Below are 23921 nucleotides of genomic sequence, written 5' to 3' on the forward strand. Positions count from 1 at the left end.
GAAGCGGCGATCATCCATTTGGGTGATGCCGACAGCCCAAACTTGGTCAATAGTTAAGTATTGGCTTGTGATCAAAGGCGCTAGCGATGAGCAACAAACTCAAAATCGACCGCGAACAAACCCAATGGCGCAGCAGCACAATTTTGCGCTCGCTGCCGATTATGTTAATTCCGATTGCCGTGGCAATTATTAGCTTGCTCTGGCTACGCATGCGGTTTCCCGCCGAGCAATTCAATCAACAACCGCAACGTGATGGCACACCAATTACCGCAATCGTGGTGATCATTATGTTTGTATCGGCTCTGATCATCTTTGTGCGTTTAGGCCGACCAACCATTTCAGCCTTTGCCTTAGTGGGCTTTTGGACGCTGATCACCACCAGTTTGGCGGTACGCAGCGGGATCACCAGCTTTTTTCCAGCACTGTTGGTCTTGCCAATTTGCGCCGCAGGTTTGTTAATTGATCGGAGTGCCAGCATTGGTTTGGCGGTCTTAGCCAGTTTGTTGGTAATCAGCCTCGCTTGGGCCAAACTTCAGGGCTACGATTTAGCACGCCAAGCGCCGCCCTCGGTATTCACTCGCTATCCTTGGCTGGTTTCAACCGTCTTTTGGATTACGCTCTTTTGGATGGTCGCAAGCATGACTTGGCTCTTAGCGGGGAATTTACAACGAGCCTTGCAGCAAAGTCGTGCTCATGCCCAAGATTTGGAGCAGTTGCGCAGCCAATTGGAGCAGCGGGTGCAAGCCCAAACTGCCGAGCTTGCCCAACGTACCCATCGCGCAGAAGCATTGTATAACATCAGTAGTGCCCTAGCCCTACCAGCAGATATTACCCAAATATTACCGTTGATTGCCGAGCAAGCCCATCAATTGCTGCATGTCGATTACTCGTGGATTATGCTCAATCAACACTGTCTGGCGGCCTATCCTGAAGCGGCTGCTGACGAGCCAAACTTGCAATTTGAGCCAGCCTCAACTACAACAGTTATGTCTATATCCAGCAAATTTGGTGAGCATACCGCCTTGGTGCTGCCATTTCAACTTGAAAACGATCAAGTGCAATTAATTTTAGCTGGTACAGCAATCACCCAAGCCAACCCCGATGATCGTGCCCTCGCCGAGGGTTTGCGCGATCAAGCAGTGTTGGCCTTGAACAACCAACGTTTATTAGCCCAAGTGCGTGATAAAGCCATGCTCGAAGAACGCACCCGTTTAGCCCGCGATATTCACGATACTCTCGCCCAAGGCTTAACTGGCATTGTGATTCAGCTTGGGGCAACCCAACGGGCTTTAGTTTATAGCCCCAGCGAGAGTAGCACCCACCTGGCCTTAGCCAGTCGCATGGCCCGCGAAGCTTTGGCCGAAGCTCGCGCCTCGGTTTGGAATTTACGTGCACCGTTGCTGGATGCCAATAGCTTAACCAAGGCCATTCAGGAACTCGCGGCCCATCCCATGCGCCCTGATTTACAGGTTGATGTGCAGATTCATGGCCAAGCCCTGCGACTTGATTTGCACGACGAAACTGCGCTGTTGCGGATTACTCAAGAAGCCTTGGCAAATGTGGTCAAACATTCCAAAGCTGAACATGTCAGCATTCAATTGATCTATGGGAATAGCAGCGTGGAGTTATTAATTCACGACAATGGCACAGGCTTCGATCAGGCAATTTTAACCGACCAAATGCAGATGACCAACCATTTTGGTTTGATTGGCATGCGCGAACGAGTCGCCCAAATCGGTGGTAGCCTACAATTGAGCAATCAGCATGGCGCATTGGTTCATGTGCAAATTCCCTACAATCCACCCCAAACCGCCTTGGTTGAAATGGAGTAACTCTATGATTCGTGTTTTAGTTGTTGATGATCATCCAGTTGTGCGCCACGGCTTGATGGCGATGCTCGGCTGGGAACAGGATTTCGAGCCAGTTGGCGATGCTGCTGACGGTCAACAAGCAGTTAACTTGATCGAGCAACAACAACCTGATGTGGTGTTACTCGATTTGCGTTTGCCGCAACTGAGTGGCATCGAAGTGATGCGCCACACGCGGTCTAGCGCCCCCAATACCCGTTTTTTGGTGCTCACAACCTATGATACCGACGAGTATATTGGGCCAGCCTTGAACGCTGGGGCCGCCGGATATTTGCTCAAAGATGCGAGTCCTGAGGAAGTTTTTCGGGCGATTCGTTCAATTTATGAGGGTGGTGCAGCCCTGCAATCGGGTATTGCGGCGCGAGTGCTCAAACGACTGGCCACCGAGCCAGCTGAAGATGAGCTTTCGCAGCGTGAACTTGATGTGTTGCAATTACTGGTACGGGGCGAAAGCAACAAAGCCATTGCCCTCAATCTCAACATCTCCGAAAATACAATCAAATCGCATGTTAGCCACATTTTCAGCAAGCTCGATGTGCGCAGCAGGGCTGAGGCTGTAGCAGTGGCCCTGCAACGCGGCTTAGTTAAATAAGCACGTCAAATAAAGAGAGGCAGGTGATTGCAATCACCTGCCTCTCCAGCGAACGAAAAGCCAACAAAAGCTTATTCAGGCGCTTGTGGTGAATCCAATTGATTCAAAAAGCGGTCGGTATAGGTTGTTTCGTTGGGGTCAAAATGCTTAGCCGCACGGGAAAAATAGGGTGTGGTCACACGTCGCGCAAACTCGAGCAAGCCCTCTTTTTGAATCGAAGTCAAGGCTTCGCGGTAATATTCAAAAATATGAGTATTGCCCAAACTCCAGCCCGCTTGCAACGCACCAGTTGCCACTACTGCCGAAACATCCAATAACGATTGGCCTTCAGTGCGAGCGGTCTCGCGTAATTGGTCAAAGGTATCGGCCAAGGCAGTTGGTTCGGGCAAATTACTCGCATTGGCCTTGATCGTTTCCCATGAAGTGCGTAAGGCTGAAACATCGAGCGGCGGCAGATCAACCGCATCGGCAGCAATGCCTGAGGTGCCTTCCAAGCTTTCGAGCAAGGCATCAACCGAATTGATATTGGCTTCAGCTGGCAATAATTGGCGTTGCTGCAACTCGCTCACCAAAGCTGCTAAATAGGTGCGCGTGCCGCTCGTTACATCTGAGGCGGCAGCTAAAAGCCATAACGGCGACCAGCCAAGGCTCAAAAAGCCGACCAATTCAACCGCGTTGCCAGCTACTTTGCGCTTGGTCAGTTCTTCGATGCTCATTTTTTGGTCAGCGTAAACATTTGGCACATCGCCAATCAACTCAATTGTGATCCGCAGCAAGCGATCGAAGGTCACTTGATAGAGTCGCGTATTGCGCAAACTCTTGGGAACGATCACATTGCTAGCCTCGTTGACCAAGCCGCCAACCAAGGCAGCGCCCGCTCGTAGCGTGCGTTCTGGCAACGAAATAACATAATTTAAGGGTTTTTCCATCGACATCTCCTTTGACAGCGCCTGATCTAGGCTGGTGCTAGGACGATTGTTGTCCGAAGTTTGTTTTAGCCGCGCTAATTTGATCCACGAAGATTTATTTTTAGCCACGAATTGCACGAATTCCACGAAATATGCTTTTATTGCCTAATTCCATCGCCTGACCCCTGATCCCTCTTCCCAATTTTATCTTCTACCTTTTGATTTTCTTGATGTTCTATGTTCGATGCTCTATGTTCTCTCCCATGCATCATCCTTCGATCAAGTGTCGCCACAAAATCTGATAGACATCGGTTGCATGCAAGGCCGCCTCAGGCAACAGGCTTGGTTGGTTGGTCAGCAATAGCGGCGCATGCGCCGGATCGCTGCTGATAATGCCATGCGAGCCACGCACTACCTGCGGATCAAGCCCAATCACATCCATCACATAACGGAATCCAAGCTTTTTCTTGGCCAACGTCAGGCCAATTTTGGCCATCGGCAAGCGCAAATGCGGGTCAACAAAGAGTTCAGCTGGGTCATAGCCAGGCTTGCGGTGAATATCGACCGCCCGCGCAAAATCCGGCGCACGCTGATCATCGAGCCAGTAATAGTAGCTAAACCATGCATCGGCCTCGGCAATCGCCACCAACTCGCCCGAACGCTCATGATCTAAACCATACTCGCGTTTGCCCTCGGCATCAAGCACTTTGGCAATCCCAGGCGTAGCCTCAAGCAAGGCTTTGAGCCGCTCCAAATAGCTTAAATCGTTGATATACACATGAGCAATTTGATGATCGGCCACCGCAAAGGCTTTGCTTACACCTGCATCCAGTAATTCGCGGCCCAGCTCCCCGCGCACTGCAATCAAGCCTGCTGCCCGCAACAATCGATTAATTGCGACAGGTCGATTAACGCTGGTAATGCCATATTCCGATAAAATCACGATCCGCGCATTACGTTGCTCATAAAAATCCAGCAAATCACCAACGACTTGATCGATTTCAGCCAATTGACTGGTGCAACGCTTAATATCTGCACCATATTGCTGAAAACAATAATCTAAGTGCGGTAGATAAATTAAACTCAACGTTGGATTATAGCGTTGCTCAACGGCTTTGGCTGAGTTGGCAATCCAGCGTGATGAGGCAATTGAAGAATTTGGCCCCCAAAAATTAAATAAAGGAAACTGGCCCAAATCACGTTGCAAATCATCGCGTAATTCGGCTGGCTGACTATAAATATCAGGTAATTTACGGCCATCGGCGGGGTACATCGGGCGTGGTGTAACCGCAACATCAACCGATGAATACATGTTGTACCACCAGAACAAATTAGCACAAGTAAAACTAGGATCAAGCGCTTTGGCCGCTTCCCAAATTTTTGGTGCTTGGACTAATTTATTCGATTGCCGCCAAAATTTAATTTCACATTCATCACGAAAATACCAGCCATTGCCAACAATTCCATGCTCGCTAGGCATTTTGCCCGTAAGATAGGTTGCTTGCATGCTACAGGTTACTGCTGGAATGATCGGTTTGATCGAAGCTTGAGCCGTTTTTTGTTGCCATGCGTGTAAACGTGGCGTGTATTGGCCAATCAAGGCTGGAGTCAGCCCAACCACATTAATCACAACGGTTTTATGCATCTTAAGTTCCTTGAATCGAGCGCTGCGCCAAACGGGTCAGCCCAAAGGCGGCGATGGCAAATGCACATGCCCACAAATTGCCTGCCACAATGCACACCAAGGCATCAAACAAGCTAATGCCCGCAATCAGACGGCCAATCGCTGGGCCAATTTGGCGCTGGCGATAGACCAAACCCATACTGTGCAATGACCAACTTAGCAAGGCTACGCTCACCAGAATTGGGCTAAAATCGGGGGTAATCAGGGCATAGCCAATTGGCAACAGCACACAAATCGCTGGCCAAAGCGCCTTCAATTGCGGACGTAACTCCGATTTGGCAATAAAGGTAAAGCCCATCACATAGCTAAACAACAAGCCAACCGCCAGCCAAACCTGCCACGAAAACGCTGCATCCAAGGCGGCAATTGTACTGAGATAGACTAAAATTCGCGTGCCAGCCATCAAAATTGGGCTGATTGGGTTGGTTTTGTGCCACAGATCGTAGAGCACGATCAGCCCAACCAAGCCACCCGCCCACAGCAGGCCTTGCCAACTAACTAAGGCCACACAAGCCAAGCCAATGCCGAATAAGCCGATTGTCAACAATAACGCAGCGTTGCGGCTCACCCGTCCGCTTGGCAAGGGTCGTTCTGGGCGTTCGCGCTGGTCAATCGCATAATCGCACCAATCGTTAAAAACCATGCCAGCGCTATAAAACAAACTGAAGGCCAAGGCCAACAGCCACACTCGCCAATCGCCAAGGCTCACGCCCGCCAAAGCCACGCCCGCAAGCGTATTGCTGATCACGGTCGGATTATTGGAGATGCGCATCAGTTCGAGATAGGCCAACCAGCCAGATTTAGCGTTTGAGTTCATGCAACACCCACGCATACTCCCGCGCGATCGATTCCGTCAGATCGAGCTTTAATTGGCTTGGTAGCACATCCCAAGTGTAGGTTTCAATCTCCAAATGCTGGCTGTAGGGCTGCTCGTTCAAGGCTTGCAAACTTTCGAGCAAGGCTGGTTGGGTGGCGTTGAGCAGGCCAAAACTGGCAGTAAAAATCGGCACATGAAAATGAATCCGCCATTCGCAAGCCGCAGGATCATCGATCTTTTCCAAGGCTTGAGGCAAATCGCGATATTGCAGCAACGAGCCATCGTGGTTGCGCTGAATCACTTGGTGCAAATAAATTGCTTCGCTAAATGGTGCTAATGCGGCTGCCACGGCTTGGCGATTAGCACCAAGCAGCACTTGCAAAGCCGAGCTGAGTTGCACTTTGGCGATGCTAATGCCTGCTGTTTGATAAGCGGCGATCACTTGGCGCGGCGCTTCGTAGGCCACGGCGCAATGACAGGTATCCAAACAGGCTCCGACATGACGACGAAGCGCATTTTGGGCTTCGCGTAACGAGCAATTGAGTTGAGTTGCTAATTCAACAGCACCAACATCCAACAATTGCTCAACATAGCCGATTAATTCACTGCTGGTTTCGAGCAAACCATCTGGCTCTGGCTCAAAGGCTAATTGAATCACAATTCCACGTTGGCGCTCAAGCTGGACCAACGCAGCAACCACCTCTAAGACATGGTGATTCAGCAATTCCCACGGCACAGCGGCCAAATCGGCAAACCATGGCTTATAGCTCAAAGGGCTGGTCGAGATTGAGCCAACCATGCCGTTGGGCAATAGTGCCGCCAAAATCTCGATCAGGCGCAAGGTATAGGCCACGCGTTCAGGCTCACGCCAATCGGGAGCATGCACCTGATCCTTGACTGGTTGTTGGTGGAAGGGATGATAGGGAAAGCCATTCAAGGTAAATACATATAGATTATGTTCAGTTAACCATGCTTGAAAATCAGCAAGCACGCTTGGATCCAGCAATTCGTGGCTTTCTTGCCCCGAAAGCCGCAGGCCAATTCCAAAGGCTTGGTTGGGAGCGAGGCGCTGCTTGAGATCGAGCACATGCTGTTGCAAACCAGCCAAAACTGCTGGCCAGCCGTTGGCTGGATGAATATTGGTGCAATAGGTTAAATCGAGTTGGGGCGCTTGATTAAGCTGCATAGGCTTCCATTTCTAGTGCACAAGCGCAGGCTGCTCAAGCGGCGCAAACTTAAATTTAGGGCTTTGGCTTAGGAAGCGGCAAGGATTGTTATAGACCACCTCGTGAATCCATTGGTTGGAATGACCACGACGGCGCATTTCAAACATACAATTGGGGATGGCCAGCGGCTGACTTGGACCCCAATCGCAGGCCGAAGCCACACACAAACGCTCAGTGCCATAGATTTCGAGCATATCAATCGCGCGGCCTGGCGAAACTTTGGTCATCGGATAGAGCGTCAAGCCCGCCCAAAACCCATGCTCAAGCACCATACGAATCGTATGTTCCTCAACATGGTCAACCATCACACGACTGGGATCGATTCGGCTGTTGCTAGCCAAGGTTTCGACAATCGCCTTAGTGCCTTTATATTTATCTTCAAGGTGCGGGGTGTGGATGTGGATTAATTGGTTGTGTTCAAGCGCTAATTCTACATGATCAATAAAGGTGGCAAGTTCATTGCGGGTCACGCGGTTGAGGCCAATTTCGCCAATGCCTAGCACGCTTGGTCGATCTAAAAATTGCGGAATAATTGCCAAAACTTCGCGAGCCAACCCACGATCTTCGCCTTCTTTGGGGTTTAAACAGAGCCATGTGTAATGCTGAATGTCATATTTAGCGGCGCGTTGAGGCTCAAACTCAGTCAAATGTTTAAAATAATCAGCAAAAGCGCTAGCAGAAACCCGATCATAACCTGCCCAAAATGCTGGCTCAGTCACCGCAACACAGCCAGTCAAGGCCATGGCATGATAATCGTCGGTGGTGCGCGAAACCATATGCGCATGCAAATCGATGTAATTGATCATTGCTCGCTCTCCTTGGCAGCACCATAGGCACTTTGGCCGTCGCGTTCGACGCGTAATTCGCTGCTCATATCGCTCAACAACATTTGAATCCGTTCAACTCGGCCAAATTCGTGGCTATTCAAGGCCTTGAGCGCTTCACGAAAGGCTTTGATTCGAAAATCATCATTGGCGTTATGCTCAACTGAACGATCAAAGCGATCCAAAAAGGCCGCGATATCTAAAATTTTGGTGCGATGCTCAATAAATTCCAGTTCAATCAACTCACGCTGAGTGCGTGGGCAAGAGCCTTCAATCTGCATAAAATCCTCGCTTTAAGCCCGTTCGGCTAAATATCGAATCGTTTGTTGCATCATCGGTAGATCAATCGTGTGAACATCATAAGGTTGGCCGATGCCGCGAATTAAGGTGATGGTTAATTGGCCACCAAGGTGCTCGCGAAATTCGGCCAAGCCGCTCAGCAAACTTTGGGGATGTTCGGGCTGTTCAAGCTGGCTGTTCAGGGCTGGATGATACAACTCGAAGCCAACCGCAGTTAAACAATTTAAGACCCTTTGCCAATCGGCCTCAGCTAAATCACCTTTTAAGTAGCTGTAGGTGCAATCCAAGGCGATGCCAATTGCTACTGCCTCGCCATGGCGCAAGCTATAAGCGCTGAGGTGTTCAAGTTTATGCGCCGCCCAATGGCCAAAATCCAAGGGCCGCGCCGAACCACGCTCAAACGGGTCGCCACCAGCAATATGGGCCAGATGCAACTCAGCACAGCGAAAAACCTGATCTTCCATTACCGCTAAATCACGCTGACACAGGGCCGCAGCAGTCCGCTCAATCGTGGCAAAAAAGGCAGAATCTTTGAGCAAAGCCACCTTAATTGCCTCGGCGATGCCACTACGCCAATCGCGCTCGCTCAGCGTCGTGAGAAAATGGCTATCGTTGAGTACAGCATAAGGCGGGGCAAATGTGCCCAAGAAATTCTTTTTGCCAAAGGCATTGATGCTATTTTTAACCCCAACTGCTGCATCGTTTTGGGCCAAAACTGTGGTTGGCACGCGAATTAAGCGAACCCCACGATGCGCCGTCGCCGCTGCATAGCCAACCATATCGATCAACGCACCGCCACCAATTGCCATCAGATACGAATGGCGATCGATCGCATAGCGATTAATTCCATCATAAACTGCTTGTAATGGCTCCGTGGTACGCTTAATCGTTTCGCCACCAGCCAAAATTAGGCTTGGCTCAACCAATCTAAAGGCTTGGCTGGCGTAGGCATAGGCTGCAATTTCAGTTAATAGATTCGGGTGATGCTCAGCCACCGCCTGATCAAGCACAACCCAAAGCTTCGGTAGACTAACGCTTGGCGCAAATAATTCATGGAGAATTGGGTTATCCAAGCCAAATAATCGGTGCGTACAATGCACCGGATAGGAATAGCGTACTTCAAACGCTTGCTGGATCGAACGCATAACCATCTCGACAACTAGGAGCAATCGCTCAAACAATCAATCGTATTACAATATCCTAATTTTAGCATAGCTCGTAGTAAGGCGTTATTTAGCGAGCACCAAAGAGCGCCGTGCCCACCCGCACAATCGTTGAGCCTTCTTCGATGGCAACCTCAAAATCGCCGCTCATGCCCATCGAAAGCTCTGGCAACGGGCGATCAAGCCGCTGCTCAAGTTGGTCGCGCACCTCGCGCAAAGCTCGAAAGCATGGCCGCACCACACCCTCGACATCATCAGAATAGGGCGCAATCGTCATCAAGCCGCGTAAATCGATCAATGGCAATTGAACAATTGCTCGAACTTCGGCCACAAAATTGAGCCATGCAGGGTTATGCACTCCCCCAGCTAGCTCAAACCCATCTTTGGAGCGTTCGCCCGAAACATTGACTTGCAGCAAAATTGGTAAGGGTTGCGGAATCACGCTGGCTTCTTCATCAACAATTCGGTTGAGAATTTCGGCCAGTTTGACACTATCGATCGAGTGAATTAATGAAAAAAGCTTGGCAGCGCGGCGAGCCTTATTGCGTTGTAAATGACCAATTAAATGCCAACGGGTTTGGGCCAATGCATCGGGCGTTTGCAGGGCAATTTTTTCTTCGGCTTCTTGCACCCGATTTTCACCAAGATCGTGAATGCCCGCCGCCAAGACCGCATTGATTCGCAGCATGGGATGGGTTTTGGTGACCGCAATCAAGCGCACGCTAGCTGGATCACGTTGGCTACGCTGGGCGGCTTGGCTGATTCGCTGCTGAATCTGGGCGACTTGTTCCAATAATCGGGCATGATCAAACGGCATGGTGTACCTCGCGTAGACCAATCACAGCGGCGAATCGACCAGTGGCTCCTCGTTCATGGCGATGCGAGAAGAAGCGATCATGATGACAAGCAGTACACATATTCATCCGAATAAGGTTAGCTGATTGAATGCCTGCTTGCTCTAACCAATGCGCATTAGCCGCCCATAAATCAAAATGCGGTCGCTGCTTACCAAGCTGGCGCAACAAGACCTGCGACGAATGCGCGGCAAAAGCCTGCTCCACCGCACCGATCACAGGCTGATCAACTTCATAGCAGCATGGGCCGATCGCTGGGCCAATCGCTGCCAAAATATTGGCTGGCTCGGAGCCAAACTGGGCTTGCATGGTGGTGATCATCGCCTGCACAATGTTATTAACTGTGCCTTGCCAACCAGCATGAGCGACCCCAACCGCTTGAGCAACCGGGTCAAAAAATAGCAATGGGGTGCAATCGGCAAAATTAGCCCAGAGCACTAGCCCTGGTTGATTGGTCACAAGGCCATCAGCAGGCGGCAGAGTTGTTTCACGATCGATCGCACCCCGCCCACGCTGCAACTCGCCAACGACGGCGACAGTTGTGCCATGAACTTGGCCTGCTAAAATGGCATCATCCAAACGAAAGCCCACTCGGTCGGCAAAGCGCCGACGATTCGCCAAAACTGCGGCAGGGTCATCGGGCCGCGAAAAACCAAGGTTGAGGGTCGCATGCGGTGGGATGCTCACCCCACCTTGGCGGGTTGAAATACCATGGATCAACTCAGGATAACGCAATAAGCGTTGAATTTGCTCAATCATGCCAACCCCCATGGATTGCTAGGATGCGCTTGCATTTAAATAGCAACACTGCAAAAAGCGTACTAGCGCCAATCATAACACCAGATAGGCTAGAATTGCGCCACAAAAAAACACCTGTTATGGCGAAAAACCATAACAGGTGGATTGCACGTTGCTAAGCAGCAATGCCTAGGGGTTAGGCGTTGCGGCTTTTCTTCAATTCTTCGACGCGAGCTGAAAGTTGGGCAATTTTGTCGCTCAACTCGTCGATATCGCGCTTTGAGGGAATATTCATGCGGTTGAGCACTTGTTCGAGCCGAGTTTCAACCCGTGATTCGGCTTCATCGGCCACGTGTTCAACTTCACGTTTGCGGCGTGAAAGCACATCATTCAACAAGGTTTTGGCTTCGCGTTCGGCAACTTCACCACGATCAACCAAGCGACCAACAAATTGTTCCATTTCGTCGCGGGTCATGGCAACAGCGCCAACAGCGGCCAACATGAGCTTGCGCACACCATCGACAAATGGTACAGCGCGATCGCTCGCTTCATCCTTGATTTCATTCAAGCTTACTTCGATTTCATCAGCCATTACAGATACTCCTTTGGATTGACCTATCGCTCACCAGTGGTTCCAGTATAGCACCGCGCCAAATTAGCCGCGAAGCGCTTCGAGTCGGCGTTCAACTTCGCGTTGGACAGTCACACGTTTGGCGTGGCTGGCCTCGAACAATTTGACGTGATGCAATTCGGCGATGCCCAAGCCTTCGAGCTTGGCAATGGCTTCTTCAGCGCGTAAGGCTTCGTAGCCAGCAAATGGTTCGCGAATTTCACCATCAACCGTCAGATGTTTGGCAATTGCTTGTTCGATTTCGCGTTGAACGGTCACTCGTTTGGCATGGTTGCTTTCGTAGGCTTCCAAAGCAAACAGTTCATCGAGGCTCAAAGTTGGCATCAAAACAATAATTTCTTCAGCGGTCAGGCTATCGTAGTTGGCAACTGGCGCAATGCTGCCATCGCTGCCAAGCTCGCGCAATTGAGCGTTAAGTTGAGCAATGCGGGCATCGAGCACGCGCAAGGTCTTGCGTGAAGGAATATTCAAGCCTTCCAAGACATCACTAACCCCGCGTTCAACCGTTTGGCTAGCATCTTGCACATCTTCATTCAAGCTTTTTTGTTCGCGGCGCAAACGTTCGTTCAAATCTTTCAAATCGCCACGAACCCCGGCGGCAACTTTTTCACCACGCTTGATTAATTTTTTGAAGGTTTTTTCACCACTATCAATGGCCAAGCCAGCAACCCCTAAGCCTGCCAGCCATGAGCGGCGAGCCACTTTTTGGGCACTTTTAACTTGCTTTTCAGTCGTATCAGCAATTTGGCGAATGATCGTCATAGATCGCTCCTTTTGGATGATCCAACCACCAGTTGGCAGTTGTCTATAGCACAGGTTGTTGTTTCGATGTCATGACGCGTTGCGTTATTGAGAATATAACACACCGCGTCATGCATGTCAAGAGCTATGTAGATTGATCTTGCGCCAGAGCAATGCTGATTGATCTGTGCTAGATTGACTCAAGCACAGCGACCATGCGATCGATCTCAGTACGTGTGTTGTAATGGGCCAAACCAACCCGCACCATACCACCTTGATCAAGCAAGCCTAAGCGTTCGACTGCTCGCAGCGCATAATAATGACCATCCCAAACACAAATGCCTTCATTACCCAGGGTTTTGGCAATTGCTTGGGGCGTAACACCCTCCTTACGAAATGCCACAGTTGGCACGCGCAAACGGCCGCGCTCAGGCTCCAAAATGCCATACAATTGCACACCTTTGAGCGTTTGCAAGGCTTGAATCAAGTATTGACCAAGGCTCTGCTCGGCTTCGGCAATCGCATGCATCGCAGCCAACAAGACAGCCCGTTGACCAAATATCTCGCCAAGTTGTTGATCGTAGCGTTCCATATAGCCCACGCCTAAGCCACCGAGATATTCCAAGGCTCCGTTGATGCCTGCTTGGCCCTCAAAATTTTGCGTGCCAGTTTCCCAGCGGCTGGGCAAGGTTTCGGGGGCAGGTCGCACTTTATAGGCAACTAAGCGCTCAAGATGTTCACGTTTGGCCCAGAGCACCCCAACATGTGGCCCAAAAAATTTATAGGCCGAACATGCCACAAAATCAGCATCAAGCGCTTTGACATCGCATGGAATGTGGGGCACGCTCTGGACTGCATCAACAAAACACAAAGCTCCCACGGCATGAGCTTGTTTGACAATCGTTTGAACATCATTAATTGTGCCAAAGGCATTTGAGGCCCAACCAACCGCAACGAATTTAGTGCGCGGCGAAAGATAGCGCTCAAAATCACTCATCAACAGGGTACAGTCAACAGGATTAATATCCACAAAGTGCACGATAACCCCACGCTCCTCGGCGGCCAAGAGCCATGGCGTAACGTTGGCATCGTGGTCAAGCGTGGTCAGAATAATTTCATCGCCAGCTTGCCATTCGCGGGCTAGCGAACGGCTGAGTGCAAATGTCAATGAAGTCATGTTGGCTCCCAGCACAATTTCATCTGGCTCGCCGCCAAGCAAGGCCGCCAAACCTGCATGACATTCATCAATTACGGCATCGGTGCGTTGACTAGTAATAAACGCACCATGGGTATTGGCAACCGAACGCCGCAAATAATCGGTCATCTGACCAATCACCTGTTGTGGCACTTGGGTTCCGCCAGGATTATCAAAAAAAACTAAGGGTTTCCCCGCGTGAGTCTGGGTTAACGCTGGAAAGTGACTACGAAATGGCGCTAAATCGACCGTCATGGTAACTCCTTGGCAACTATGCTAGGTCGCATGCAAGCGGGCTAGCCAACAAAACAAGCTTTATCATACAAGATCTGGCTAAGCCCGATTTTTAAGCAATTAAAAGAAGATCGCAAAAGCGGGTTAATCCCACAACCCAAGCACTAAACCGCTGGATCGAGACTTGCCAAAAGCCCTAACTATCGGTATACTCAGATTTGAGTTCTCATTTTAGATTAATCCTAAGGAGGAGGTATGCTCCCACGTTCGACCGTGCGGCGCAGCATGGCGTTAATCATTGTAATGATACTTTTAACGCTCATTGCTGTCCGACCTCAAGCTTCTAATGCTGCCGATCCACCAACCTACTATCCTGAAACCGGTCACTACCTTGGCGGTGGTTTCCGCGACTACTGGAAGGCTAATGGCAGCTTACAAATTTTTGGCTACCCAATTACTGAAGAATATCGCAACGCACAGGGCAAAACCATCCAATGGTTTGAACGTGCTCGCTTTGAGTTAGCCAGCGATGGCTCGATTGAGCTAGGCCTTTTGGGGCGCGAAGCAACCGTTAATCGGGTGTTTCCGCAAATTCCACCCCAAGCCAACGATGCCAACCATCGCTACTTTCCCGAAACCAGCCACATGATTATGTGGGGTTTCAAAACCATTTGGGAAACCAAAGGTGGTTTAGGCGTATTTGGCTACCCAATTAGCGAAGAGATGGATGAAATCCTCGCTTCGGATAATAAATGGCACACTGTTCAATATTTTGAGCGTGCTCGCTTCGAATTTTGGCCCGATTACCCAGCTGGACAACGGGTTGTAGTCAGCGATTTAGGTCGGCGCTTAGCCCCTCGCGAGTTGACAGCACCATTGCCACCAGGTAGCCCTCCAGGCAGTACCCCTCCAGGTGCACCTGGCCTACCACCAAACAAAGATGCAATTGTTACCCCAGGCTCCGGCCCAGAAGGCACAACTTTTAGTTTCAATGGTTTTGGCTTTGTTGCCGGTGAAGAAGTGGTTTTGTGGTTGACCTCACCTGATGGGACGGTCTATCCAGCCAACTCCACAACCTACGCTGATGGTGATGGTTCCTTAACCTCATCGGATATTTACGTCACGATCAACCAAGGGGTTGGGGTTTGGGCAATTACTGCCCAAGGTCGGCTCAGTGGCCATGCCAGCATTGGCTATTTTGAAGTTACTCGAGCACCTGAACAGCCACTCCCCGCCGACTATAATGCACGGGTTGACCCTCGTGAAGGTCGGCAGGATACGATTTACAACTTCTACGCAGGCGGGTTCGTTCCAGGCGAAGTAGTTGCGGTTGGTGTACTCAACGAATATGACGAACTCGTAACCGAAGTTATTGGCGTTTATGCTGATGGCAATGGATCAATTGATTATGCCAATATTCGTTTTATGCCAAATAATTCCTTCGATCCCGGCATCTATCGAATCTATTCAGCCAGCGAAAGTGGGCGTGAGGCATATGGCTACTTGCGTATGCGCAGCAATAGCGTGACCAGTGTATCAACCTTAAGCATGCGTCAAGCACGCACCACCAGCGGTTCCTTGAATCGTGGCGATGGGCTAGCCAGCGAAGGCAATATCGATTTCTTCCAGAAATAGTTAACAAACCAAGCTTGATTAAAAGGGATGCGCAATCGCGTATCCCTTTTTTGTCGCTTCAGCCCGCAGGATGCTATAATGCTGCTACGGTTCGACCGTACAAATGCAGGGGCTTTTGAATCGAAAGGATCAATCAATGGCTCATCGGGTTACCTTGATTCGTGGTGACGGAACAGGACCAGAACTTGCCGAAGCTACACGCCGGGTCTTAGAAGCTACAGGCGTGGCTTTTGATTGGGATATTCAGGATGCTGGAGTCGATGTGATGGAGCAATTAGGGACTCCATTGCCCGATTCCGTGCTCGAATCAATTCGTTCAACCAAAGTGGCGTTAAAAGCGCCGATTACCACCCCCGTTGGCACAGGTTTTCGCTCAGTCAATGTGGCGATTCGTAAAGAACTCGACCTCTATGCCTGTGTTCGGCCATGTCGTTCCTACCCTGGCGTGCGTTCACGCTTTGAAGACATCGATTTAGTGGTTGTGCGTGAAAACACCGAAGATCTCTACGCTGGGATTGAGTTTGAGCGTGGCACTGATGAAGTAGCCGAATTGCGCAACTGGTTGCTGCAAAAACGCCCAAATGCCATGATCAAAGAGCCAGGTGGTATCTCGATTAAGCCTATGTCGGTGCCTGGCTCAGAGCGAATTGTGCGCTTTGCCTTTGAATATGCCCGCGCTAACAAACGCAAAAAAGTTACGGCAGTCCACAAAGCCAATATTATGAAATTCAGCGATGGGCTGTTCTTAGAAGTTGCCCGTGAAGTCGCCAAAGATTATCCCGATATCGAGTTCGATGATCGGATTGTCGATAATATGTGTATGCAGTTGGTGCAAAAACCAGAGCTCTATGATGTGATGGTATTGCCCAATTTGTATGGCGATATTTTGAGCGATTTGTGTGCTGGCATGGTTGGCGGCCTTGGGGTTGCCCCAGGCGGCAACATCGGCGAACATGGCGCAGTTTTTGAAGCGACCCACGGCTCAGCGCCAAAATATAAAAATCTCAACAAAGTCAACCCAACTGCCTTGATCCTCTCAGGCGAGTTGATGTTGCGTCACTTGGGCGAAATCGAAGCCGCTGATCGGCTCAATGCAGCGGTGGCAACCGTGATTGCTGAAGGTAAGGATGTAACCTACGACCTGAAGGATGATCGCAACGACCCAAGTGCGGTTGGGACTGCCGAAATGGCCGATGCCATTATTGCTAAATTACAAGCCTAATTGGGCTGCCGCTGGCGATCAGGTAAGACTGATCGCCAGCTATCCCCATATTTAGAGACTATACCTAAGAATTAATTCAGCTTCATGGTACACTTCATCTCAACCGACGGTAACACGAAATGGTAGGTAGATGTGGCGTGGGATGATCCACTGTTTGGCATTCTAGAACGTATATGACACAATCAACATGGCCAGCAACATCAGAATTACCTGCTATCCCCAAGGTGCGAATCTTGGGCGAAATCGGACGGGGCTTACATAGCACTGTCTATCGTTGTGTGCGCGATGGGCAAACCTATGCCTTAAAAATCCCGCGGCTCAATGGCAATCAATCGCCAACTATGGCAGCGGCAGCATTTCGGCGCGAAGCTAGCGCCCTCGCCTTGGTGCGCCACCCCAGTTTGCCCGAGGTAATCGAGGTTGATCACTACAACGAAATGCCCTATATCATTATGGAGTTGGTTCAAGGCCAAACGCTGCTTGATTTGGTGGCGCTTGGGCCGTTACCTGAAAGTTTAGTCATTCGGCTGATCAAAGATTTAGCTAGTGCCTTGGCCGCCGTGCATCGCCAAGGAATTACCCACCGCGATATTCAGCCGCGCAATATGTTGATGCAGCCCTCAGGCAACATTAAATTAATTGATTTTGGTTTTGCCAGCCACAATAGCCTTGACCCTGAGCAAACTCATGTGCTGGGCACGCTGCGCTATAGTTCGCCCGAACAAACTGGCTATCTCAAACGCAATGTCGATGCCCGCTCCGATTTGTACGCTTTTGGTGCAGTCTTGTTTGAATGTTTGGTTGGCGTACCGCCTTTCAATGCTTCCAATATTACCGATTTGATCCGCCAACATGCCGTCGTGCTCGCCCCCGATGTGCGTTCGATGGCTCCGCATGTCTCGCCAGCCCTCGCCGAAATCGTCGCTCGCCTGCTGGCCAAAGATCCTGACGATCGTTATCAAACCGCTGAGGGCTTGCTCTCGGATATTAATCAAATTGATAGCTTAAATCTCATGTTGGCCGCTGGTCGCCCAATTCGGCTTGGAGCCGATGACCTCTGGACTGGAGCGCTCTACGATAATGATTTAATTGGGCGTGATGCCGAGTTGGCAATCTTACGCCAAGGCTGGAATAGCGCTCGCCAAGGTCATGGCAGCGTCATCGCCATCAAAGGCGCGATGGGTTTAGGCAAAAGCCAATTAGGCCGCGAAATGCTGCATCGAGCACGGTCGCTTGGTGGTTTGACCTTTGGCTCAACCTGCGTCAAAGATTCAGCCCTACCCTACAGTGCCTTGCGCAGCCCATTTGAGCAATATGTCCATTATTTGGAATTGATGCCCGAAAGCCAGCGCCGCCATGCCGAGGAGCAACTACGCCAATTCGTACAAGGCTACCAAGAGCTGATGTTGCGTACATTTCCATGTTTGCAGCCAATTCTGCCTCACACCAAACAACCTGAATTGGTGACCGATTACGAGCGATTTAATACGATTTTGGCTGATCTGCTGCTTTGGATGACCCGCGTGCATCCCGCCGCTGTCTGGTTTATCGACGATCTGCAAGCAATCGATGATGCTAGTTTTAGCGTCATCCGCCGAATCATCGGGCGCATTCAGCAAGTTCCGCTATTTTTAATTATTTCTTTAAACGATAGCGTTGATAGCCAGCAAATCTACGAGCGGCTCACGCTTAATCAGCCAATTCCCATCCAAGAGATTTTGCTGCATCCCCTGACCGATCAGGCTGCCACCCAATTTATCACCAGCTATTTGGGTGGCTATAACGTCGATCAGCAAATTATCAACGAGATTGTTGCTCGCAGCGTTGGCAGCCCCTTTGCCTTGCGTGAATATATCCAAACCTTGTTGGATACTGGCATGCTGCGTTTGGTCAACACGTGCTGGATGATCGACGACCAAAGTTTGACAAAATTGGCCTTGCCTTCGCATGTGGTGCGCTTGGTACTCAGCCGAATCGATGAACTAAGCCCCAAAGTGCGGGCAATTCTCGAATTAGCGGCAGTGCTGGGCTTTCAATTTCGGCGAAATAGCTTGCTTGAGCTATGGCAAGGCGAGCCAAGCGAAGTCTATGAGGCCTTAACCATTGGCGGACGCAGCCATTTAATCGAGCGCAGTGCTTCTGGTCACTATCATTTTGCCCACCAAAATATCTATCAAGTTTTTCTCGAAGGCATTACGCCTGAGCAACAGCAACAACTCCATGCCCAAATTGCCAAAAATCTCGATCACGAGCAACTTGAGCCAGAAGCCATGTATCAATTGGCCTATCATTATGCCCGCGCTAAAAGCAGTGACCCAACATTTTTGGCTCGCGGCTTCACGATTTTGAGCAATGCTGGGCAGGTGGCGCTGGAAAATTATGCCTACGATGAGGCCTATCATTTTTTCGAGCAGGCCTACCACATTGCGCAAGGCCAATCATTACCATTTCAATCGCAACAACATGCTCAATTTGCCCAACTCTGCCTACGCTTAGGCCAAAATCAAACGGCCTTGGCGCATTTGCAAGCAGCGCTCGAACAAACCAGCGAACCGGATCATCAGGCGCGGTTGCTCACGGCGATTGCCCATATTCACGCTTGGCAACAACAACCACGTGACATTTGGCGCTACTTTGATCAAGCATTTGAGGCATTAAACGAACCTGCCTTAGAACGCTCGTTGATTGGCTTGCTCAGTGATATTGGGCGCTCACTTGGACGCTTGCTCAAAAGTAGTGTGCCATGGTTACAACCAAGCTCGCCCCAGCAGCAGCAACGCATCATCATTTTGCTAGAAATTTATGATACGGTGGGTATGTATGCCTACCTGAATAGCCAAATGTTGTTGTTAGTCAGCCTCTTTTTGCGCTCGTTGGTTTGGGCACGCCGTGGGCGCACCCGTCCGGCCCGCGTGCGAGCATTGAGCAACTATGCCAGTATGTGGGCAATGGTTGGTCAGCGCCATTTAGCCAAACGCGCCTTGAATAAAGCTAAAACCATCGCCACAACTCCGACTGCTGATCGCATGTTGCAAGCGCGGGTTGCCTTGTACGAAGGCTTTATTAGCCATATCATTGGCGATGAAGTGCAGGCTGAACGGCTCTTGCGCACAACATTACGTCAACATGCAACAACAATCGATTCGCTAGCCTATGGCCATGCCACGGCTGATAGTGTGCTCTTGCTCTTTTTGCGCGGCCATGTGCTGGAAGCATGGCAATTGGTGCAAGAAACCTTTGAGCGTTTTGAGCAACATAATCATCGCAATGAACAAACCTGGTTTTTAGAATTATGGGCTGCGCCCCTGCTGATTACGCTTGGTTCGACTGCTGAAGCCCAACGCTACCCTGTACCCGACATCAAAGAGCGCCAACAATGGCTCTTGGCCTGGAAAAATCTAGCCGATGCCTCGCAGATGATCGTTAACCTTGAGCAGGGTGATCCAGGCCAACAAAACGATCAATTATTGCGCCATTTTAATCAGCAACATCGCAATAATCCGCGGTTTATGCCGTTTCATTCGCGCTATATGTACATTTTGCAGGGCTATATTCGTATCGCTCAGTTTTTACAGCAGCGCAAACGGGTAACCGCTCGCCGCTTACGGATTGCCGCACGCCAAGCCTTGTTGGTTGCGACAACCCCAATTTTGCGCGGCCATGCTTTAGTTATTTTTGCGGCGGCGCACGGCTTTGATGGTCGCTTTGCTCAAGCCCTAGAGTTGTTGGGGCAGGCTGAGCAATTAGCCCACTTGCACGATGCTCCATGGATTTTATATGAAGCCCATCGGATTCGGGCGCATCTTTTTGGTATGCAACAACAAATGGCCGCTGCCAAACGCGAAGCCAGTCGCGCTTACACAATTGCCTTTGATCATCAATGGGTTTTGCGTATGCGCAATATCGCCGTAGCTTTTCAGCTTGACGACCCAGAACGGCTCAATTCGACGACCAGCATTATTAGCGACGATACGCTACGCCCCGATGATAGCCGCATGCAACGATTGTTAGATGCGCTGCTTTCGGTCAGCTTGGCGTGGGCCCAAAGCTACGACCTCGATGAGCAAGCCCAAACTGCGCTCGATTCAGTGATTCGGATTTTGGGGGCAGAACGGGCATTTCTATTCCTGCTCGAAAACGATGATTTACAGCTTCGCGCGGCGCGTGATGCCTCAAACAATCCAGTGACCGAGACCTTGCAAGGCTATAGCCGCACGGTACTAGAGCGGGTACGCATCACTCAAAAACCAGTGATTGTGACTGGAGCCGATGATGCATTAATTACCAGCAGCGAAAGCGTCACCGCTCACAACCTGCGCAGCGTTTTGGCCGCACCCTTGATGCTTGATGGGCGATTTTTAGGCGTGGTCTACCTTGATAATCGACTGGCATGGGGCTTTTTCTCCAAAGAAGATGAAGTTATTCTGCGGGCGATCACCACCCATATTGCCCTAGGCTTAGAAAAATCGCGCACTACTCAGCTCGAAATTCACATCAATGCTGAACGCGAACAACGTCGTTTGGCCGAACGCCTGCGCGTACTTTCAACTGTGTTGAATGCGACGCTTGATTTAGCCGATGTGCTCAGATATGTGCTGATTCAGCTCAACTCGTTGTTGCCCTACTATGGAGCCTGCATCGCCCTGCGCGAGGAAAACGAGCTTAAATTTGAGCAAGTTGAAAGCCCAAGCCCAACGCTATGGATCCGCGGCACAAAAATCTCAATTAATGATGACCCGCTGTTCAAGCAACTTGCGACGCTGCGCCAACCATTAATTATCAATGATATCACCCAAGACCCACGCTTCAAAGGTTATGGTGAGCATCCAGCCCGTTCATGGCTAGGACTGCCCTTATTGGTGCGCGGCGAAATCGTGGGCTTTTTGGCGATCGATCGCGATGAACCCCATGCAATTTCTGAGCATGAGGCCGAATTGGGCATGGTATTTGCCTCACAAGCAGCAATTGCGATTGCTAATGCCCAATTATTTGGCCAAGTGCAGCGCCTCGCGATCACCGATTCATTGACCCAAGTCAGCAATCGCCGCCATTTCTTCGAGTTGGCCGAACGCCAATGGATATTAACTTGCAGCAGCGATCATCCACTTTCAGCGATGATGCTCGATGTTGATCATTTCAAGCGAGTCAACGATAGCTACGGCCACTCGGTTGGCGATTTAGTGCTGCGCACGGTTGCCGATATTTGCCGCGCCAATTTACGGCCTTCGGATCTGCTTGGGCGCTATGGTGGCGAAGAATTTGCGATTTTGCTGCCTGATACCGATGTTTCGGCAGCCTTGATCATTGCTGAACGCTTACGGATCGCAATCGCCAACCACCCGATTCAGCATGAGCAAGCCAGTATCAACCTGACGGTGAGCATTGGAGTGACAGGGTTGAGCAAAGATGATAACTCAGTTGTCAGCCTGCTTGATCGGGCTGATCGAGGCTTGTACATTGCCAAAGAAACCGGACGTGATCGGGTTACGATGGCTTAGGGCAGTATGCTACAATAGCCCAAGTTTGGTGCATTTGGAGGGTCTGATATGGTGCGTGATATGCTGCACAACTTGCGGCGCGTGCGCTTAGTTGAAGTCCAGTTGCTGATAACCGTGTTGCTGCTGTTTGCCGCTGGCTACATGATGGTGTTTGCCACTGGCCAACGCCGTTTGGAAGCTGATGTTGGCTCGTTGCAATCGTTGTTCAGCGTGCTCTGGCCATCGTCGCTGCCGCTTTTGCTCTATCTGGTAGTGAGTGCTGGGCTTTCGTATCGCAACCCCAATGCCGACCAAATTTTGCTGCCCTTGGTGGCGGTGCTTTCTGGTTTGGGCCTGCTATTTACGGCACGGGTTGCGCCAACCCTCGATAAAGACATTTATGGTGATGTTGCCGCCAAACAATCGGCCTTTGTGACGGTTGGAGTCATTTTGCTGGTGCTGATGGTGTTTGTCGATTGGGATCGTTGGATCTTTATTCGGCTTTTTCGCACTGGTATGATGGAATGGCTCAAAAACCATCGCTGGACATGGATGCTGCTTGGGGTTGGCCTGATGATTTTAACCTTCATCATCGGGGTTGATCCGAATAATAGCGGCGTTAAAGTTTGGTTTCGCCTGCCTGGTGGCTTTCTGTTCCAGCCCGCCGAGTTGCTTAAAATTATCTTGGTGGTCTTTTTAGCCTCATATCTGATCGAACACCGTGAAGTCGTTAATCATGGCTATCGCTTAGGGCGCATCACCCTGCCACCCTTGCCCTATCTCGTGCCAATGGGCGGGATTTGGGCTTTGTGTATGGCCTTGATCGTTAAGCAAAGCGATTTGGGTGCAGCCTTGTTGCTATTTGGCATCTTCATTGCGATGTTGTATGTTGCTACAGGTAATGGCTGGTATGTTGGAGCCAGCTTTGGCGCATTCGGCATTGGCTCCTATGTGATGTACCAATACATCGGCAAAGTGCAAGAGCGGGTAGCGATTTGGCTTGATCCATGGTCAGACGCAGCAAACTTAGGCTATCAGATTGTGCAATCGCAATATGCGCTCTCAGCAGGCGGAGTGACGGGCAGCGGGCTTGGTTTGGGTGCGCCCCATTATGTTCCAGCGGTGCACACCGACTTTGCCTATACCGGAATCGCCGAAGAATTAGGCTTGATGGGCACAATTGGGATCTTAATTGTCTATGTGTTGATGATTTATCGCGGCTATCATATTGCACTCTCAATTCCAGGACGTTTTCGCGGCTTTGAGCAATTGTTGGCAGTGGGCTTAACCACGATTTTGGCAGTCCAAGCCTTAATCATCGTCGGTGGTAATTTACGGGTGATTCCATTGACCGGGATTACCTTGCCCTTTATCTCGTATGGTGGTTCATCGGTCGTTATGAACTTTGTAATTGTTGGCTTGCTGTTGCGCATTTCGACCACAACTCAGAAGCAAACCTAAGCGAGGCCGACCATGAATTGGTTTGTTATTGGTATCGGGGCAGCAATTGCGATCTGTCTGCTAACAATTATTGGTTTTTTTGGGGGCTATCGCTGGTGGCAAACCCTGCGGCCAGTCTGGCAATTGGGGTTGATGTTGCTGATTCCCAGTTTGCTACTGAGCCTAACCCTGTTGTTGGTGTGGTTTCTGCCTTGGCCAATCCAAGAACTTGGCAGTTTAGCGATTGGGGTAACCCTTGGCAGCGGAATCCTCTTAATGACAACCTCATATTTAGCGATGCAGATCTGGTGGGCCTTCCAACCTGATGAGCCTGCTCCTTCAACCGATTCTGATGAACAAACTTGATATAAA

19 protein-coding genes are annotated in these 23921 nt (G+C 50.3%); 7 read left to right on the top strand and 12 right to left on the bottom strand.

Features of this window, described 5'->3' with window-relative positions; all coding sequences use genetic code 11:
* Window positions 1–86: 86 nt before the first annotated feature.
* The gene (locus tag LCH85_16735) at window positions 87–1832 is read left to right on the top strand and encodes a histidine kinase (GenBank protein MCA0353640.1); all 1746 of its coding nucleotides are present in this window, start codon (window positions 87–89) and stop codon (window positions 1830–1832) included.
* Between the two features lie 4 nt (window positions 1833–1836).
* Entirely contained in the window at window positions 1837–2460 is a 624-nt protein-coding gene (locus LCH85_16740; protein ID MCA0353641.1) for a response regulator transcription factor, read from the top strand.
* A 71-nt stretch (window positions 2461–2531) separates the two neighbouring features.
* Here the strand turns inward: LCH85_16740 and LCH85_16745 are convergent, their stop codons facing one another.
* From LCH85_16745 to LCH85_16800, 12 genes are all read right to left on the bottom strand, one after another.
* Entirely contained in the window at window positions 2532–3389 is an 858-nt protein-coding gene (locus tag LCH85_16745; protein MCA0353642.1) for a hypothetical protein, read from the bottom strand.
* Window positions 3390–3636: 247 nt separating this feature from the next.
* Window positions 3637–5013 (bottom strand): alkaline phosphatase family protein, encoded by a 1377-nt coding sequence (locus tag LCH85_16750; GenBank protein MCA0353643.1) that lies wholly within the window; start codon window positions 5011–5013, stop codon window positions 3637–3639.
* A gap of 1 nt (window position 5014) precedes the next feature.
* Window positions 5015–5869, bottom strand: a complete 855-nt coding sequence (locus LCH85_16755) for a UbiA family prenyltransferase (GenBank protein MCA0353644.1) — start codon at window positions 5867–5869, stop codon at window positions 5015–5017.
* Window positions 5853–7055, bottom strand: a complete 1203-nt coding sequence (eboE, locus tag LCH85_16760) for a metabolite traffic protein EboE (protein ID MCA0353645.1) — start codon at window positions 7053–7055, stop codon at window positions 5853–5855. The genes LCH85_16755 and eboE overlap by 17 nt, the downstream gene beginning before the upstream one ends.
* Before the next feature lie 12 nt (window positions 7056–7067).
* Window positions 7068–7898 (bottom strand): TatD family hydrolase, encoded by an 831-nt coding sequence (locus tag LCH85_16765; protein ID MCA0353646.1) that lies wholly within the window; start codon window positions 7896–7898, stop codon window positions 7068–7070.
* A complete protein-coding gene (locus tag LCH85_16770) occupies window positions 7898–8200 on the bottom strand; it encodes a hypothetical protein (protein ID MCA0353647.1) in 303 nt (100 codons plus the stop codon). Before LCH85_16770 ends, LCH85_16765 begins: the two co-directional genes overlap by 1 nt.
* 12 nt (window positions 8201–8212) lie before the next feature.
* Complete coding sequence (locus LCH85_16775; protein MCA0353648.1) at window positions 8213–9370, bottom strand: 3-dehydroquinate synthase; 1158 nt, start codon at window positions 9368–9370, stop codon at window positions 8213–8215.
* A gap of 82 nt (window positions 9371–9452) precedes the next feature.
* Window positions 9453–10199 (bottom strand): YggS family pyridoxal phosphate-dependent enzyme, encoded by a 747-nt coding sequence (locus LCH85_16780; GenBank protein ID MCA0353649.1) that lies wholly within the window; start codon window positions 10197–10199, stop codon window positions 9453–9455.
* On the bottom strand, window positions 10189–10995 hold the full coding sequence (pgeF, locus tag LCH85_16785; GenBank protein ID MCA0353650.1) for a peptidoglycan editing factor PgeF: 807 nt from the start codon (window positions 10993–10995) through the stop codon (window positions 10189–10191). Before pgeF ends, LCH85_16780 begins: the two co-directional genes overlap by 11 nt.
* A gap of 175 nt (window positions 10996–11170) precedes the next feature.
* Window positions 11171–11566 (bottom strand): phasin family protein, encoded by a 396-nt coding sequence (locus LCH85_16790; GenBank protein MCA0353651.1) that lies wholly within the window; start codon window positions 11564–11566, stop codon window positions 11171–11173.
* A 63-nt stretch (window positions 11567–11629) separates the two neighbouring features.
* Window positions 11630–12367: a phasin family protein gene (locus tag LCH85_16795; GenBank protein MCA0353652.1), complete on the bottom strand. Its 738-nt coding sequence runs from the start codon at window positions 12365–12367 to the stop codon at window positions 11630–11632.
* A gap of 169 nt (window positions 12368–12536) precedes the next feature.
* Window positions 12537–13796, bottom strand: a complete 1260-nt coding sequence (locus LCH85_16800) for a cysteine desulfurase-like protein (GenBank protein MCA0353653.1) — start codon at window positions 13794–13796, stop codon at window positions 12537–12539.
* A 234-nt stretch (window positions 13797–14030) separates the two neighbouring features.
* Here LCH85_16800 and LCH85_16805 point away from each other — a divergent pair, with 234 nt between their 5' ends.
* The 5 genes from LCH85_16805 to LCH85_16825 all read left to right on the top strand — a co-directional run bounded on the left by LCH85_16805 (window position 14031) and on the right by LCH85_16825 (window position 23915).
* The gene (locus LCH85_16805; GenBank protein ID MCA0353654.1) at window positions 14031–15410 is read left to right on the top strand and encodes a hypothetical protein; all 1380 of its coding nucleotides are present in this window, start codon (window positions 14031–14033) and stop codon (window positions 15408–15410) included.
* Between the two features lie 136 nt (window positions 15411–15546).
* A complete protein-coding gene (locus LCH85_16810; GenBank protein MCA0353655.1) occupies window positions 15547–16632 on the top strand; it encodes an isocitrate/isopropylmalate dehydrogenase family protein in 1086 nt (361 codons plus the stop codon).
* A gap of 173 nt (window positions 16633–16805) precedes the next feature.
* Window positions 16806–22130, top strand: coding sequence for a diguanylate cyclase (locus tag LCH85_16815; protein ID MCA0353656.1), 5325 nt, complete (start codon window positions 16806–16808; stop codon window positions 22128–22130).
* A 48-nt stretch (window positions 22131–22178) separates the two neighbouring features.
* A complete protein-coding gene (locus LCH85_16820; GenBank protein ID MCA0353657.1) occupies window positions 22179–23570 on the top strand; it encodes an FtsW/RodA/SpoVE family cell cycle protein in 1392 nt (463 codons plus the stop codon).
* Between the two features lie 12 nt (window positions 23571–23582).
* The gene (locus LCH85_16825; GenBank protein MCA0353658.1) at window positions 23583–23915 is read left to right on the top strand and encodes a hypothetical protein; all 333 of its coding nucleotides are present in this window, start codon (window positions 23583–23585) and stop codon (window positions 23913–23915) included.
* Window positions 23916–23921: the final 6 nt, after the last annotated feature.

Source organism: Chloroflexota bacterium (assembly GCA_020161265.1).
Taxonomy (GTDB): Bacteria; Chloroflexota; Chloroflexia; order Chloroflexales; family Herpetosiphonaceae; genus Herpetosiphon.